This is a genomic window from Streptomyces sp. NPDC051822 (genome assembly GCF_044452745.1).
Classification (GTDB): domain Bacteria; phylum Actinomycetota; class Actinomycetes; order Streptomycetales; family Streptomycetaceae; genus Streptomyces.
On record NZ_JBITBZ010000012.1, the window covers coordinates 128088 to 142352 of the forward strand.

The following is a 14265-nucleotide window of genomic DNA, read 5'->3' on the forward strand; positions in this document are numbered from 1 at the left end:
GTGATGTTCGGTCATGATTGTGCGCAACCATGGTAAAGGATAGGCAAAGCGGCCTGGTGGTCACCCTGCCGCCCGGCCCGCCGCGGCTACTCCCCGAGTGGTTTCACCCAGCGCCGCCACTGGTCCTGACGCCGGTAGCCGGCGGCCGTCCACAGGTGGTGCCCGGTTTCGTTCTCCTCCAGGACCATGGCGTCCACCCGCCGTCCCCCGAGCGCGACGAAACGTTCGTCGGCCGCTCGCAGGAGGGCGGTGGAGATGCCCCGCCGACGGTACGAGGGCAGCACGGCGAGCCGGTAGAGGGAGGCGCGCCAGCCGTCCCAGCCCGCGATCACGGACCCCACGATCCGGCCGTCGGCCACGGCGAGAAGGAGCGCCTCCGGGTCGCGCTCGACGAGCCGGGTCACCCCCCGCACGTCGTCGGAGACGGACGTCCCCTTGGCGGACTCCTTCCAGAAGGCCAGCACGGCCTCGGCGTCGTCGGGGGTGGCGGTACGTATCTGCGGATCGGTCATGGCCGGATCCCACCATGTCGTGCGGAACCGTCGCCAGCAGTTCCGACTGCCGGACGCCGGGGTACGAGAGGGGGCGCCGGCGCCCGGCAGGGACATCCCCTACCGCCGCGCCACGCCCAGTACACAGGGCGACGACGGCAGGCGCGGGCCTTTCTCCGGGACGTCGAAGGACCGGTACGGGCCGAGGGTGAAGCCGGCGGCCTCGATCGCCGCGAGCGGGGCGCGCGCGGTGTGGCAGCCGCCGAAGAGCAGCGGCCAGACCGTCCGGTCGAGCCCCCGCTGCACCCGGGCCAGACCGGGCGTCCCGGCCGCCCCGTGCTCGAAGAAGCGGAGTTCGCCGCCCGGGCGCAGCACCCGGTGCAGCTCCGCGAGGACCTGGGGGACGCTCCGTACCGTGCACAGGACGAGCGAGGCCACCGCCGCGTCGAAGGAGGAGTCCTCGAGCGGCAGCGCCTCGGCCGTGTCCGGCAGTACGGCCACGGGGACGCCGGCCCGCCGCGCGTTCTCCTGGGCCAGCCGGCGCAGCCGGGGCTCCGGTTCGACGGCCACCACCTCGGTGACCCCGGCCGGGTAGTGCGCGAAGTTCAGCCCGTTCCCCGCCCCGATCTCGAGCACCCGGCCGGAGAGCCCGGCGAGCAGCTCCCGGCGCAGGTCCCCGAGCCCGCCCCTGGTGTCGGCGGACACGCTGAACCGGGCGTAGAAGCGGGCGAACAGCGGATGGTGGACGCGGGGAGAGACGTTTCCCGGCCCGACCGGGGGTGGCGGTGTCATGGGAACCACCTCAGCCTGTCACGAAGCAGAACTCGTTGCCCTCCGGGTCCCGCATCACCTGGAAGGCGCCCTGCTCGTCCTTCATGAGGTCGCCGACCCGGGCCGCGCCGAGGGACAGCGTCTCCTCGGCAGCCCGGTGCGGATCCTCCACCCGGAGGTCGAGATGGAGCCGGTTCTTCACCGACTTGCCCTCCGGCACCCGCTGGAAGGCCAGCCGCGTGAACCCCGGCGGGTCCACGTACGACCAGTCGCCGCTCCGGTCGACCGGATCACCGCCGAGGAGCTCCGCCCAGAAGCGGACGAGGACGGCGGGGTCGGCACAATCGAAGACGATCTCCTGCACGGAAGCACGCATGCCTCCAGCCTACGGAGTAGCCACCCCGGGGACCACGGTTCCGGGCGCGACGGCTTAGGGCGCCACGCTTCCGGGCGCCACGGGCCCGGGTGCGAACCGCTCCCCGAACTCCGCCGCGTCCCACGTACCGCCGAGCGCGGGACCCAGCCAGCCGCCCGCGGCCGCCCGGAACTCCGCCGGGTCGAGCGCCCCCGACCCCTCCGGTACGGCGCCGAGCAGCGGCGCGCCCGCCGCCTCCGGCAGATCGGCCAGATTGCAGCGCGCCGCCAGGTCCGGCGCCGCCGGCCAGCTGCCGACCACGACACCCAGCTGCTCGATCCCGCGGGCCCGCAGCGCCTCGGCCGTCAGGGCCGTCGAGTTGAGCGTCCCGAGCCCGGCCGGGGCCACCACCAGGACCGGTGCTCCGAGCAGCGCGGCCGCGTCCGCGAGCGTGCCGCCCTCCGCGTCGAAGCGGACGAGCAGACCGCCCGCGCCCTCCACGAGGACCAGGTCGTGCGAGGCAGCCAGCTTCCGGGCGGCCTCGGCGACCTCCAGGGCCCCGACCGGGGCGAGCCCGGCCCGCCGGGCGGCCGTCCCCGGAGCCAGCGGCTCCGGGAAACGGCCCAGCTCGGTGGAGGCCACGGCGCCCGAGAGCCGCACGACCTCGTCCGCGTCGCCGCGCTCGTCGGGACCGATACCCGTCTGCGCGGGTTTCAGGACGGCGACCGACCGGTGCGCGGCGGTGGCCACGGCGGCCACCGCCGCCGTCACCACCGTCTTGCCGATCTCCGTGCCGGTCCCGCTGACGACGACGATTCCCACTGACCTGCCCGTCCTTCCGTTCACATGATCATCCTGCCGCTGCCGCCGCGCGTACCGCGGCGCAGATCCGGGCCACGTCCTCGTCGCCCGACACGTACGGCGGCATCGTGTAGATCAGGTCCCGGAACGGGCGCAGCCACACGCCTTCCCGGACCGCCGCGCGCGTCGCCGCGGCCATGTCGACCTCGTGGTCGAGCTGGACGACCCCGATCGCGCCGAGCACCCGCACCTCGCGGACCCCCGGCAGCTCGGCGGCGGGCGCGAGGCCCGCCCGCAGGCCGGCCTCGATCCGCTTGACCTGGACCTGCCAGTCCTGGGAGAGCAGCAGGTCGATCGAGGCGAGGGCCACCGCCGACGCCAGCGGGTTGCCCATGAAGGTCGGCCCGTGCGCCAGCACGGGGACCTCGCCACGCGAGATCCCGTCGGCGACGCGGCTCGTGCAGAGCGTCGCCGCCATGGACAGGTAGCCGCCCGTCAGGGCCTTGCCCAGGCACATCACATCGGGGGAGATCCCCACCTGGTCGGCGGCGAACAGCGTGCCCGTCCGGCCGAAGCCGGTGGCGATCTCGTCGAGGACGAGCAGGACGTCGTGCGCGTCGCAGGCCTCCCGCAGCACCCGCAGGTACTCCGGGTCGTGGAAGCGCATCCCGCCCGCGCCCTGCACCACCGGCTCCACGATCACCGCGGCCACTTCGTGCGCGTGCTTACCGATCTCGGTCCGAAGCAGCTCGGCGTACGACTCCTCGTACGCCGCGGGCGGGGCGTCCACGAACACCTGCCGCTGGAGCACCCCCGTCCACAGCTCGTGCATCCCGCCGTCCGGGTCGCACACGGCCATCGGCTGCCAGGTGTCCCCGTGGTAGCCGCCGCGCCAGGTGAGCAGCCGCCGCTTCTCGGGGCGGCCGAGCGAACGCCAGTACTGCAGGCACATCTTGACCGCGACCTCGACGGACACGGAGCCCGAGTCGCTGAGGAAGACGTGCCGCAGCGGCTCGGGGGTGATCTCGACGAGCCGGGCGGCGAGCCGCACGGCCGGCTCGTGCGTGAGCCCGCCGAACATGACGTGGCTCATGCGCTCCAGCTGGTCGCGGACCGCCGCGTTGAGCACCGGGTGGTTGTAGCCGTGGACGGCCGACCACCAGGAGGACATGCCGTCGACCAACTCGTCCCGGCCCTCGGAGGGTTCGGCGAGCCGGAGGCGTACCCCGGACGCGGACGCCACGACCAGCGGGTCCGTACGTCCCGGCATCGGGCCGTACGGGTGCCAGACGTGCGCCCGGTCCAGGGCGATGAGTTCGTCGTTGCTCACAGCCGTCACGCGTTCGGGGCGAGGTCCGTACCGGCGCCGCGGCGACGCACCGCGACCAGGTCGGTCCTGGCACCGTTCGCGGCCGCCGCGCTCTCCGCCGCCCCGGTGGACACGGACGCGGTGGACGCGGTCTCGGTGGACACGGACGCGGTGGACGCGGTCTCGGCGTGCCCGCCGCAGGGACCGCACCCGCCGCCGGAGTGCGAGCCGCAGCCCGCGCCCTCCTCCGCGTCGTGCGAGCCGCAGCCGGCCGACGCCTTGGAACCGCAACCCCCGGCCCCCGCCGCGAGGGCGTCCGCGCGGTGCTTCGGCAGCGTGGTCGTGCCCGCGCCCTCCACATCGAAGCCCGCGTCCGCGATCATGTCCAGGTCGGCCTGGCCGGCCTGGCCCTCGCTCGTCAGGTAGTCGCCGAGGAAGATCGAGTTCGCGATGTTGAGCGCCAGCGGCTGCATCGAGCGCAGGTGCACCTCACGGCCGCCCGCGATCCGTACCTCGACGTCGGGGCAGACGAACCGCACCATCGCGAGGATCCGCAGACAGCGCTGCGGGGTCAGGTTCCACTCCTTGGCGAGCGGCGTCCCCTCGAAGGGGATGAGGAAGTTGACCGGCACGGAGTCGGAGTCCAGCTCGCGCAGCGCGTACACGACGTCGACGAGGTCCTCGTCGCTCTCGCCCATGCCCGCGATCAGACCCGAGCAGGCCGACAGACCGGCGGCGTGCGCCTTCTGCACGGTGTCCACGCGGTCCGCGTAGGTGTGGGTCTTGGTGATGCCGCCGTACGTCGCCTCGGACGTGTTCAGGTTGTGGTTGTACGCGTCGGCGCCGGCGTCCTTCAGCCGCTCCGCCTGGCCGTCCGAGAGCAGACCGAGGCAGGCGCACACCTCGACGCCCTCGTTCTGCTCCTTGATCGCCTCGATGGTCCTGCCGACCCGCTCGACGTCCCGGTCCGTCGGACCGCGGCCGCTCGCCACCAGGCAGACCCGCTTGGCGCCGCCGGCGACACCCGCCGCGGCGGCCTGGGACGCCTCGTCCGGCTTCAGCCACGTGTACTTGAGGATCTCGGCCTTGGAGCCGAGCCGCTGCGAACAGTAGGAGCAGTCCTCGGGGCACAGGCCGGACTTCAGGTTCACCAGGTAGTTGAGCTTCACCCGGCGCCCGAACCACTGCCGGCGCACCTTGCCGGCCGCCGCCACCACATCGAGCAGTTCGTCGTCGGAGGTCGCCAGGACGGCGAGCGCTTCTTCACGGGTCGGCAGCTCGCGCCGCAGCCCCTTCTCCACCAGCGTGTTCAGCAGGTCCATAAGGGCTGATCCTTGCCTACCGCCCACCCCCGGGCCAAGGAGGATCCGAACAAACGCCCCCGAACGAGGTGTGTGGATGACCACATCCCGGCCACGGCATCCTGCGGTTAGGGTCTGTGCGCTGCCTACAAAAGGATCGCCGCATGCCACAGGCCGACGACGCACGGGCCGCGGGCCCGCGCCGTACCGCGTTCGACTGGACCGACGCCGAGGCGCGCCGCCGGGCGGATGCCGGTCTCGTCCGTACGCTGCGGCCCCGGGCGGCCGAATCCGACCTCCTCGACCTGGCGAGCAACGACTACCTCGGCCTCACCCGCAGGACCGAGGTCACCGAGGCCGCGGCTGAGGCGGCCAGGCGCTGGGGCGCCGGCTCGACCGGCTCGCGGCTCGTCACCGGCACCACCCGGCTGCACACCCGCCTGGAGCGCGAACTCGCCGACTTCTGCGGTTTCGAGGCGGCCCTCGTCTTCTCCTCCGGCTACACCGCCAACCTGGCCGCCCTGACCGCCCTCGGCGGCCGGGACTCCCTGATCGTGTCCGACGCCTCCAACCACGCCTCGATCGTCGACGGCTGCCGCCTCGCACGCGCCGAGACGGCCGTCGTCCCGCACACCGATCCCGAGGCCGTCGCCAAGTCCCTGGACGCGCACCCGGGGCGGCGGGCCCTGGTGGTCAGCGACTCCGTCTTCTCCGTCGACGGCGACAAGGCCCCGCTGACGCGGCTCGCCGCGGCCTGCCGCGAGCACGGGGCGGGGCTCGTGGTGGACGACGCCCACGGCCTCGGCGTCCTCGGCGAAGGGGGCAGGGGCGCCCTGTACGAGGCCGGGCTCGCGGGCGACGAGGACGTCGTCGCCACCCTGACCCTCTCCAAGTCGCTCGGCAGCCAGGGCGGTGCCGTCCTCGGCCCGGCCCGGGTGATCGAGCACCTGGTGAACACGGCCCGCACCTTCATCTTCGACACCGGGCTCGCCCCGGCCGCCGCGGGCGGCGCGCTCGCCGGCCTCCGGCTGCTCGGCGCGGAGCCGGGCCTCGCCGGGCGGGCCCGTACCGTCGCCACCACGCTGTACCGGCTGCTCACGGAGGAGGGCCTCACCGCGGCCCGGCCCGACGCGGCCGTCGTCTCGGTGCGCGCCCCCTCCCCGGAGGCGGCGCTGCGCTGGGCGGCGGACTGCCGCGCACAGGGCCTGGTCGTCGGCTGCTTCCGTCCTCCGTCCGTACCCGACGGCATCTCGCGCCTGCGCCTCACGGCCCGCGCCGATCTGACGGACGCGCAGATCGAGCGCGCGGTGGCGACGATCCTGCGCACGGCGCCCGCGGTCCCGGAGGCGTGACGGCGGGCGATCCGGGGGAGGGCCCAAAAGCGTTCCGAGGCAGCAGAGTTCACCGCTTCGGGCGACAGATGGGGACATATCTTGGTGGAACGCGGCCCGGCGCGGCACGATCGGTGGCACTCTGACGCGAAGCGCGATCCGGGGCAGCGGCCCCGGCGGGAAAGGGACAGCGTCGCCATGGCAGATCACCAGGAAGCATCCGTCACGCTGCCGAGCGACCCCGCCTCGGTCCCCACGGCCCGGAGGTACGTCGCGGACGTCCTCACCGGCTGGGGCCTCGACGGCGCCGCGGACCTCGCTGACTCGGTCCGCGTGATCGTCTCCGAACTCGCCACCAACGCCGTTCTGCACACCCTCGGCCAGTCGCCGACCTTCACGGTCGAGATCCGCCTGGAGCGCGAGGAACGGCTCCACATCGGCGTCACCGACAGCCACCCCCGCCGGCCCAGGCGGCTTCCGGCGGCGGTCCAGCAGGACAACGGCCGGGGCCTGGTCATCATCCGTGTGCTCGCGGCGGAGGCGGGCGGCCGGCTCTCGGTCACACCGACCGAGGACGGCGGCAAGACGGTCTGGATCACCGTCCCGTGGACCGTGTCACCCGTCGCGAGGTGTTGACGGGGTTTTCGTATACGGGTCTTCCCGGTGAGCGCGGGAGTTCCGGGTGCGTGCGGGTCCTCCGGGCGAGGGGGTACGGCGGGCGAGGGGGTACGGCGGCGCCATCGCACCCCTCACGAACGGACCGCTATCGGCGCCGGATCACCGGACGCGGCCGTAGTAGACCTTCGACGACCAGATCTTGTCGAGCTTCACCCAGGAGCCCGTCTTGGGCGAGTGCCAGATCTTGCCGCTGCCGGCGTAGATGCCCACGTGGTACACCCTCCCGCCGGAGTGGAAGAAGACCAGGTCCCCCTGCTGCCTGCTGGAGGCGGAGATGTGCCGGGTGGTGTTGTACTGCTGCTGCGCGGTGCGGGGCAGCGACTTGCCCGCCTTCTTGTACGCGTAGAGCGTCAGCCCGGAGCAGTCGAACCTGGTGGGTCCGGTGCTCCCGTACCGGTACGGGGCTCCCTTCTTGGACGCGGCGACGCTCAGTGCCTTGTTCGCGTGCGTGGTGGCTGCCTGGGCCTCCGATGCCGCACCTGGTGCGAGCAGCGTGCCGCCGACGGCGGCGAGGGTGAGAGCCGAGACGGCTCCGGCCCGGGACAGCAGGGACGGGACGTGCATCTGCGCGGTCATGCGCAACCCTTCGTCAGCCGCCTGCGAAGGATGACCTGTCGGGTTCGGGCTGGCGAAGATGCCCGGCCGCTGACGCGGCTTCACCCCAAGGGACGGCCCCGCTGCCGGAACAGCGCGTACGCCCCGTAAAAATCGGGTCCTCCACTCCTGCCGATCCACTCCTGTCGACCAGACGTCCGGGACAGCGGCAGGACTCGGCGTCCGCCCGGACCGCCCCGCCGCGGTGGCGGGGGCTTGTCGTCGACAGGGATCTTGACCCACACAGAGGTCGAAATCCGAGCTGAAACGGCGATATGTGAGGCTCCTCACGACTGATCCATACGGGTGGACAGGATGGTTTCGTGATCGTCGGAGGTTTGGCCGACGAGCCCCGCACCAGGGGTGGAACGCCCCGTTCGGCCAGATGCGTGCACGTGATGTGCAAGTCACCCGGCACATATGTCGACTCGTCGACTACGCCGAACGGGGGAGCGATTCTGCGGTGCGCGTCGGCCGTACGGCCCTCGACACGACGCGCCGGAATGTCAACTCGCCTGCGCGTCGCGGACAGTGACGCGGCCGGTCCTCCGCTCTCCGTCCAACACCCGCAGGGCGCGCGCCAATGTGTCCGCGTGGACCTCGTGCTCGCCCCGCATATGCATGAGCGTCAGGGCCTCACGCAGCGCCTCCGCCCTTCCCACCAGGGCTTGTGCCGCTCGCAGCGCTCCATAGGTATGCGTACCTCTGGATGGATTGATCTTCCCGAGGAGGTCGGCGACTTCGAGGTACGCGTCGACGAGTTCACCCTCGGCCCGCGTCAGGGCGGGCAGGGGCGGCAGTTCCGGGACCACGGCCGCCTCACCGCGCCGTGTCGCCGGCGGCGGCCGCCCGCCTGCTGGTGACGACGTGGTCGACCAGGCCGTACGCGACCGCCGCCGACGCGTCGAGGACGGTGAGACGGTCGAGGTCGGCGTCGATCCGCTCCCGGTCCTGTCCCGTGTGCTCGGCGAGCATCCCGGCCATCAGCGAGCGTTGCCGGAGCAGTTCGCCCGCGTGGATGTCGAGGTCGCTGAGCTGCCCCCGCAGCGGCTCCTCCACGGCGGGCTGCCGGAGGGTGGCTCGCGCGCCCGCGAGCATCAGGCGCCTCCCTGGAGTGCCGGCGGCGAGCAGGACCGCGGCGGTGGACTCGACCTGGCCGAGGCAGGTGGTCTCCACCTCGCAGTGCAGCGAGCGCATCGTGTCGTGGACCGCCGTCATGGCGCTGACGGAGCCGCCGGGGGAGTTGAGGTAGAGCGAGACGGCCCGGTCCGGCGCCGCGTGGTCCAGATGGAGTAGCTGGGCGATGACGTCGTTGGCCGCGGTCTCGTCGATCGGTGTGCCGAGGAAGACGATCCGGGACTCGAGGAGCTTGGAGTACGGGTCGAGGGTCCGGGTGCCGTTGCCGGTCCGCTCCGTGAATTCGGGCAGGACGTGACGTGCGTGCATGACGTACCTCCATCTGTAAAAAATGTACAGGACGTACAGGCCGTAAGATGGGGAGCATGACCTACGAGATCCCGGTGACGCAAGCGCGGGCTGAGCTGGCCGACCTCATCAACCGCGTCGTGTACGGCGGCGAGCGCGTCGTCGTCACCCGTCACGGGAAGCCGCTCGTCGCCCTGGTCTCCGCCGCTGACCTGGAGGATCTCGAAGCGGCCGAGAAGCCGGCCGACGAGCACGTGGTCAGCTCGGTCTCCGGCCTCCACCCGGTCGACTCCGCCGCGGGCGAACAGCGCCGCTTCGGCATCGCCGCCCACCACCGCGAGCCGGGCTCCTCGTAACGAACCGTGACACCCATGACACCCGTGGCGCCCCGTGGGGACCCATGGACACCCATGGGGTCCGGACGAGTCCGATGATCATGGAAATGCAAAGCCGCAGTTAACGAGCCGGAAAAACTTCCGCCCTAACGTGCAATGTCTGACCGTGTGCCGCATCTCTGCACCTCAACACCTTGTTGACGGTCGGTAGGGTCCACGGCTGTCCGGGTGTCCCGGTCGACGACTGTGAGGTGGAAGAGTGCAACTGAGCCCGCACGAGCAGGAACGCCTGCTCATCCATGTGGCGGCGGACGTGGCCGAGAAGCGCCGGGCCAGGGGAGTGCGGCTCAACCACCCAGAGGCCGTCGCGCTCCTCACCTCCCACATCCTGGAAGGCGCCCGCGACGGCCGAACCGTCGCCGAGCTGATGGCCTCCGGACGCAAGGTGCTCTCCCGCGAGGAGGTCATGGACGGCATCCCCGAGATGATCCACGACGTCCAGGTCGAGGCCACCTTCCCCGACGGCACCAAGCTCGTCACCGTCCACGACCCCATCGTCTGAACGGGCCGGCCGATGATCCCCGGAGAGATCCTGTACGCGGACGGCCCCGTCGCCCTCAACGAGGGGCGCCCCGTCACCCGCCTGACCGTGCTCAACGCCGCCGACCGGCCCGTCCAGGTCGGCTCGCACTACCACTTCGCCGAGGTCAACCCCGGCCTGGAGTTCGACCGGGCCGCCGCGCACGGCCGGCGCCTCCACATCGCCGCCGGGACCGCCGTCCGCTTCGAACCCGGCATCCCCGTCGAGGTCGAGCTCGTCCCGATCGCCGGCCGCCGGGTCGTCCCGGGCCTGCGCGGCGAGACCGCGGGCCCCCTCGACACCGCCGCCACCGCCGCCGGGGTCACCGGTGCGAACGGAGAGCCCCGTGCCTGAGCTGCACCGCGCCGTCTACGCCGACCTCTTCGGCCCCACCACCGGCGACCGCGTCCGGCTCGCCGACACCGACCTCCTCGTCGAGATCGAGGAGGACCGCAGCGGCGGCCCCGGCCGAGCCGGCGACGAGGCCGTCTTCGGCGGAGGCAAGGTCATCCGCGAGTCCATGGGCCAGGCCCGCACCACCCGCGCCGAGGGCGCGCCCGACACCGTGATCACCGGCGCCCTGGTCATCGACCACTGGGGGATCGTCAAGGCCGACATCGGCATCAGGGACGGCCGGATCACCGCGCTCGGCAAGGCGGGGAACCCCGACACCATGGACGGCGTCCACCCCGACCTCGTCATCGGCCCCGAGACCGAGATCATCGTCGGCAACGGCAGGATCGTCACCGCCGGCGCCGTCGACGCCCACGTCCACTTCATCTCGCCCACCGTCGTCGAACAGGCCCTCGCCACCGGCGTCACCACCCTCGTCGGCGGCGGTACGGGACCGGCCGAGGGCACCAAGGCGACCACGGTCACACCCGGCCCCTGGCACACGGCCCGGATGTTCGAGGCCCTCGACACCTTCCCCGTCAACATCGGCCTGCTCGGCAAGGGCAACACCATGTCCCGGGAGGCCATGCACTCCCAACTCCGCGGCGGGGCGCTCGGGTTCAAGATCCACGAGGACTGGGGAGCCACCCCGGCCGTCATCGACGCCTGCCTGAGCGTGTGCGAGGAGACCGGCGCCCAGCTCGCCATCCACACCGACACCCTCAACGAGGCGGGCTTCGTCGGCGACACCCTCGCCGCCATCGCCGGCCGCACGGTCCACGCGTACCACACCGAGGGAGCCGGCGGCGGGCACGCCCCCGACATCATCACGGTGGTCTCCGAGCCGTACATCCTGCCCAGCTCCACCAACCCGACCCGGCCGCACACCGTCAACACCATCGAGGAACACCTCGACATGCTGATGGTCTGCCACCACCTCAACCCGGCCGTCCCCGAGGACCTCGCCTTCGCGGAGTCCCGCATCCGGCCCTCCACCATCGCCGCGGAGGACGTCCTCCACGACCTGGGCGCCATCTCTATCATCTCCTCCGACTCCCAGGCCATGGGCCGGATCGGCGAGGTGATCATGCGGACCTGGCAGACCGCGCACGTCATGAAGAAGCGCCGCGGCGCCCTGCCGGGGGACGGCCGCGCCGACAACCACCGGGTGCGCCGGTACGTCGCCAAGTACACGATCAACCCGGCCGTCGCCCAGGGCATGGACCACCTCATCGGCTCGGTCGAACCCGGCAAGCTCGCCGACCTGGTCCTCTGGGAACCCGCCTTCTTCGGCGTGAAGCCGCTCGTCGTCATCAAGGGCGGCCAGATCGCGTACGCGCAGATGGGCGACGCCAACGCCTCCATCCCCACCCCCCAGCCGGTCCTGCCCCGCCCGATGTTCGGGGCGCTCGGCAAGGCCGCGGCGGCCGGTTCGGTCAACTTCGTCGCCCAGGCGGCGATCGAGGACGACCTGCCCCGAAGGCTCGGCCTGCACAAGGAGTTCGCCGCCATCGCCTCCACCCGGCGGGTCACCAAGGCCGACATGCGGGAGAACGACGCCCTGCCCCGGGTCGAGGTCGACGCCGACACCTTCTCGGTGACCATCGACGGCGAGCCGGTCGAACCCGCGCCCGCCGCCGAACTGCCCATGGCCCAGCGCTACTTCCTCTTCTGACAGAGTCCCGATGACCTCACGCTCAGCCCTTCTCGTGCTCGCCGACGGGCGCTTTCCCGCCGGCGGGCACGCTCACTCAGGCGGCGCCGAGGCGGCCGTCCGGGCCGGCCGCGTCAAGGACGCCGCCGGGCTCGAATCCTTCTGCCGGGGCCGGCTGCACACCACCGGCCTCACCTCCGCCGCGCTCGCCGCCGGGGCCGCGTACGGACTCGACCCGGCCGCACTCGACGCGGCGGCCGACGCCCGCACCCCCTCGCCCGCCCTGCGCGCGGTCGCCCGCAGGCTCGGCCGCCAGCTGATGCGGGCCGCCCGCGCCACCTGGCCGAGCCCCCGCCTCGACGAGCTGGCCGCCATGTACCCGCGCGGAGCCCACCAGCCCGTCGTCCTCGGCACCACCGCCCTGGCCGCCGGCCTCGACCCCGAGGACGCCGCCTACTGCGTCGCCTACGAGACGGTCGGCGGACCCGCCACCGCGGTCGTGCGCCTCCTCGGCCTCGACCCCTACCAGGCCACCGCCGTCCTCGCCCGCCTCACCCCCGAGATGGACCAGGTCGCCGAGCGCGCCGCGGCCGCCGCCCGGCAGGGGTTCGACGCCCTGCCCGCCGCCTCCGCGCCGCTGCTCGACCTCATGGCGGAACAGCACGCGGCCTGGCCCGTCCGCCTCTTCGCCTCGTAGACCCGCCGGAGCCGCGACCGGAAGAACCGACCGGGCCGCCGGAGCCGCCGGCCCGCAAGAACCGTTGAACCGCTGGAACCCGCAAGGAGCCGCCTCATGCACCTCGACCACGGCCACACCTCCCACGGCGCCGTCTCCGCCGACGCCCGCCGCCCCGACGGCACCCGCCGCGCCCTGCGCATCGGACTCGGCGGCCCCGTCGGCTCCGGCAAGACCGCCACCGTCGCCGCGCTCTGCCGGGTCCTGCGCGACACGCTCTCCCTGGCCGTCGTCACCAACGACATCTACACCCGCGAGGACGCCGAGTTCCTGCTCCGCAACGCCGTCCTGCCGCCCGAGCGCATCCAGGCCGTGGAGACCGGCGCCTGCCCGCACACCGCCATCCGCGACGACATCTCCGCCAACCTCGAAGCGGTCGAGGACCTCGAAGACTCCGTGGGACCGCTCGACCTGATCCTCGTCGAGTCCGGCGGCGACAACCTCACCGCCACCTTCTCCAAGGGGCTCGTCGACGCCCAGATCTTCGTCATCGACGTGGCCGGCGGCGACGACATCCCGCGCAAGGGCGGCCCCGGTGTCACCACGGCCGACCTGCTCGTGATCAACAAGACCGACCTCGCGCCGCACGTCGGCTCCGACCTGGCGCGGATGGCCCGCGACGCCGGGGAACAGCGCGGCGAACTCCCCGTCGCCTTCACCTCGCTGCGCGCCGAGGACGGCATCGCCCCCGTCGCCGACTGGGTCCGCGCCCAGCTCGGGGCATGGACCGCGTGAGCCTGCGCGCCACGGCCCGGATCGTCGCCGACGCCGACGGCGGACTGCCGCTCCTGGTGAGCGACGGGCCCCTCGCCCTGCGCCGCACCAGGGCGGCAGGGCCGTACACCCGGGTCACCGTCGTCGGGGCGATGAGCGCCCCGCTCGGCGGCGACCGGCTCGCCGTCGAGACCGAGGTACGGGACGGGGCCCGGCTCCTGGTCGACTCGGCCGCCGCGACCCTCGCCCTGCCGGGCCGGAGCGCCGAGCCCGCCGCGTACGACGTCCGGATCACCGTCGGCGAGGAGGGCGTCCTGCGCTGGCTGCCCGAACAGCTGGTCTCCGTGCAGGGATCGGACCTGCGGATGCGCACGGTCGTCGAACTCGCTCCCACCGCACGCCTGGTGCTGCGCGAGGAGCAGATCCTCGGCCGCCACGGCGAACCGCCCGGCACCCTCGTCACCCGCCTCACCGTCCGCCGCGCCGGACGCCCCCTCCTCGACCAGGAGCTCGCCTTCGGTCCCGGCGCTCCCGGTGGCTGGGACGGCGGCGCCGTCCTGGGCGGCCACCGGGCCACCGGGCAACTCCTCGTCGTGGAGCCGGGGTTCGCGGAGAAGCCGGTGGAGCCCCGGCTGCTCGGCGAGAACGGCGCCGTCAGCCCGCTCGCCGGGCCCGCCGCCCTCGTCTCCGTCGTCGCCCCCGACGCCCTCGCCGTGCGCCGCCTGCTCGACACCGCCCTGGCCGAACTCGCCCCGCTCTGACCGGACCCCACGAGCGCACCGCTCAGCGGTGCACGG

Annotated in this window: 18 protein-coding genes and 1 riboswitch; of the genes, 9 read left to right on the top strand and 9 right to left on the bottom strand. The window is 72.9% G+C overall.

The window, feature by feature from the left end; genetic code table 11:
* Positions 1–86: 86 nt before the first annotated feature.
* The 6 genes from ACIA8N_RS30245 to bioB all read right to left on the bottom strand — a co-directional run bounded on the left by ACIA8N_RS30245 (position 87) and on the right by bioB (position 5049).
* Entirely contained in the window at positions 87–512 is a 426-nt protein-coding gene (locus ACIA8N_RS30245) for a GNAT family N-acetyltransferase (protein WP_365780803.1), read from the bottom strand.
* A 99-nt stretch (positions 513–611) separates the two neighbouring features.
* The gene (locus ACIA8N_RS30250) at positions 612–1283 is read right to left on the bottom strand and encodes a class I SAM-dependent methyltransferase (RefSeq protein WP_365780802.1); all 672 of its coding nucleotides are present in this window, start codon (positions 1281–1283) and stop codon (positions 612–614) included.
* A gap of 10 nt (positions 1284–1293) precedes the next feature.
* Positions 1294–1638 (bottom strand): VOC family protein, encoded by a 345-nt coding sequence (locus ACIA8N_RS30255; RefSeq protein ID WP_365780801.1) that lies wholly within the window; start codon positions 1636–1638, stop codon positions 1294–1296.
* 54 nt (positions 1639–1692) lie between these two features.
* Entirely contained in the window at positions 1693–2439 is a 747-nt protein-coding gene (gene bioD, locus ACIA8N_RS30260; RefSeq protein ID WP_365780800.1) for a dethiobiotin synthase, read from the bottom strand.
* A gap of 28 nt (positions 2440–2467) precedes the next feature.
* Entirely contained in the window at positions 2468–3748 is a 1281-nt protein-coding gene (locus ACIA8N_RS30265) for an adenosylmethionine--8-amino-7-oxononanoate transaminase (protein WP_399416832.1), read from the bottom strand.
* A gap of 5 nt (positions 3749–3753) precedes the next feature.
* Positions 3754–5049 (bottom strand): biotin synthase BioB, encoded by a 1296-nt coding sequence (gene bioB / locus ACIA8N_RS30270; RefSeq protein ID WP_365780799.1) that lies wholly within the window; start codon positions 5047–5049, stop codon positions 3754–3756.
* Positions 5050–5192: 143 nt separating this feature from the next.
* On the opposite strand from bioB, the gene ACIA8N_RS30275 reads away from it, so the two are divergent.
* A complete protein-coding gene (locus ACIA8N_RS30275; RefSeq protein ID WP_365780798.1) occupies positions 5193–6380 on the top strand; it encodes an 8-amino-7-oxononanoate synthase in 1188 nt (395 codons plus the stop codon).
* A gap of 177 nt (positions 6381–6557) precedes the next feature.
* Positions 6558–6995, top strand: coding sequence for an ATP-binding protein (locus ACIA8N_RS30280; protein ID WP_365780796.1), 438 nt, complete (start codon positions 6558–6560; stop codon positions 6993–6995).
* Positions 6996–7136: 141 nt separating this feature from the next.
* Here ACIA8N_RS30280 and ACIA8N_RS30285 read toward each other — a convergent pair whose 3' ends face one another.
* The 3 genes from ACIA8N_RS30285 to ACIA8N_RS30295 all read right to left on the bottom strand — a co-directional run bounded on the left by ACIA8N_RS30285 (position 7137) and on the right by ACIA8N_RS30295 (position 9077).
* A complete protein-coding gene (locus ACIA8N_RS30285) occupies positions 7137–7613 on the bottom strand; it encodes a C40 family peptidase (RefSeq protein ID WP_030206742.1) in 477 nt (158 codons plus the stop codon).
* 2 nt (positions 7614–7615) lie between these two features.
* A riboswitch (cyclic di-AMP (ydaO/yuaA leader) is annotated at positions 7616–7747 on the bottom strand.
* A 390-nt stretch (positions 7748–8137) separates the two neighbouring features.
* Positions 8138–8443 carry a hypothetical protein gene (locus ACIA8N_RS30290; RefSeq protein ID WP_365780795.1) on the bottom strand — a complete coding sequence of 102 codons (306 nt, stop codon included), beginning with the start codon at positions 8441–8443 and terminating at the stop codon, positions 8138–8140.
* 7 nt (positions 8444–8450) lie between these two features.
* Positions 8451–9077, bottom strand: a complete 627-nt coding sequence (locus ACIA8N_RS30295) for an ATP-dependent Clp protease proteolytic subunit (protein ID WP_365780794.1) — start codon at positions 9075–9077, stop codon at positions 8451–8453.
* Positions 9078–9133: 56 nt separating this feature from the next.
* Here ACIA8N_RS30295 and ACIA8N_RS30300 point away from each other — a divergent pair, with 56 nt between their 5' ends.
* From ACIA8N_RS30300 to ACIA8N_RS30330, 7 genes are all read left to right on the top strand, one after another.
* On the top strand, positions 9134–9412 hold the full coding sequence (locus ACIA8N_RS30300) for a type II toxin-antitoxin system Phd/YefM family antitoxin (protein ID WP_365780793.1): 279 nt from the start codon (positions 9134–9136) through the stop codon (positions 9410–9412).
* A 238-nt stretch (positions 9413–9650) separates the two neighbouring features.
* Complete coding sequence (locus ACIA8N_RS30305; protein WP_030545977.1) at positions 9651–9953, top strand: urease subunit gamma; 303 nt, start codon at positions 9651–9653, stop codon at positions 9951–9953.
* 12 nt (positions 9954–9965) lie between these two features.
* Entirely contained in the window at positions 9966–10325 is a 360-nt protein-coding gene (locus ACIA8N_RS30310) for an urease subunit beta (protein ID WP_365780791.1), read from the top strand.
* Positions 10318–12039, top strand: a complete 1722-nt coding sequence (locus tag ACIA8N_RS30315; protein WP_365780790.1) for an urease subunit alpha — start codon at positions 10318–10320, stop codon at positions 12037–12039. The genes ACIA8N_RS30310 and ACIA8N_RS30315 overlap by 8 nt, the downstream gene beginning before the upstream one ends.
* A 10-nt stretch (positions 12040–12049) precedes the next feature.
* Positions 12050–12715, top strand: a complete 666-nt coding sequence (locus ACIA8N_RS30320) for an urease accessory UreF family protein (protein WP_365780789.1) — start codon at positions 12050–12052, stop codon at positions 12713–12715.
* Between the two features lie 96 nt (positions 12716–12811).
* Positions 12812–13489: an urease accessory protein UreG gene (ureG, locus tag ACIA8N_RS30325; protein ID WP_365780788.1), complete on the top strand. Its 678-nt coding sequence runs from the start codon at positions 12812–12814 to the stop codon at positions 13487–13489.
* A complete protein-coding gene (locus ACIA8N_RS30330) occupies positions 13486–14229 on the top strand; it encodes an urease accessory protein UreD (RefSeq protein WP_365780914.1) in 744 nt (247 codons plus the stop codon). The genes ureG and ACIA8N_RS30330 overlap by 4 nt, the downstream gene beginning before the upstream one ends.
* Positions 14230–14265: the final 36 nt, after the last annotated feature.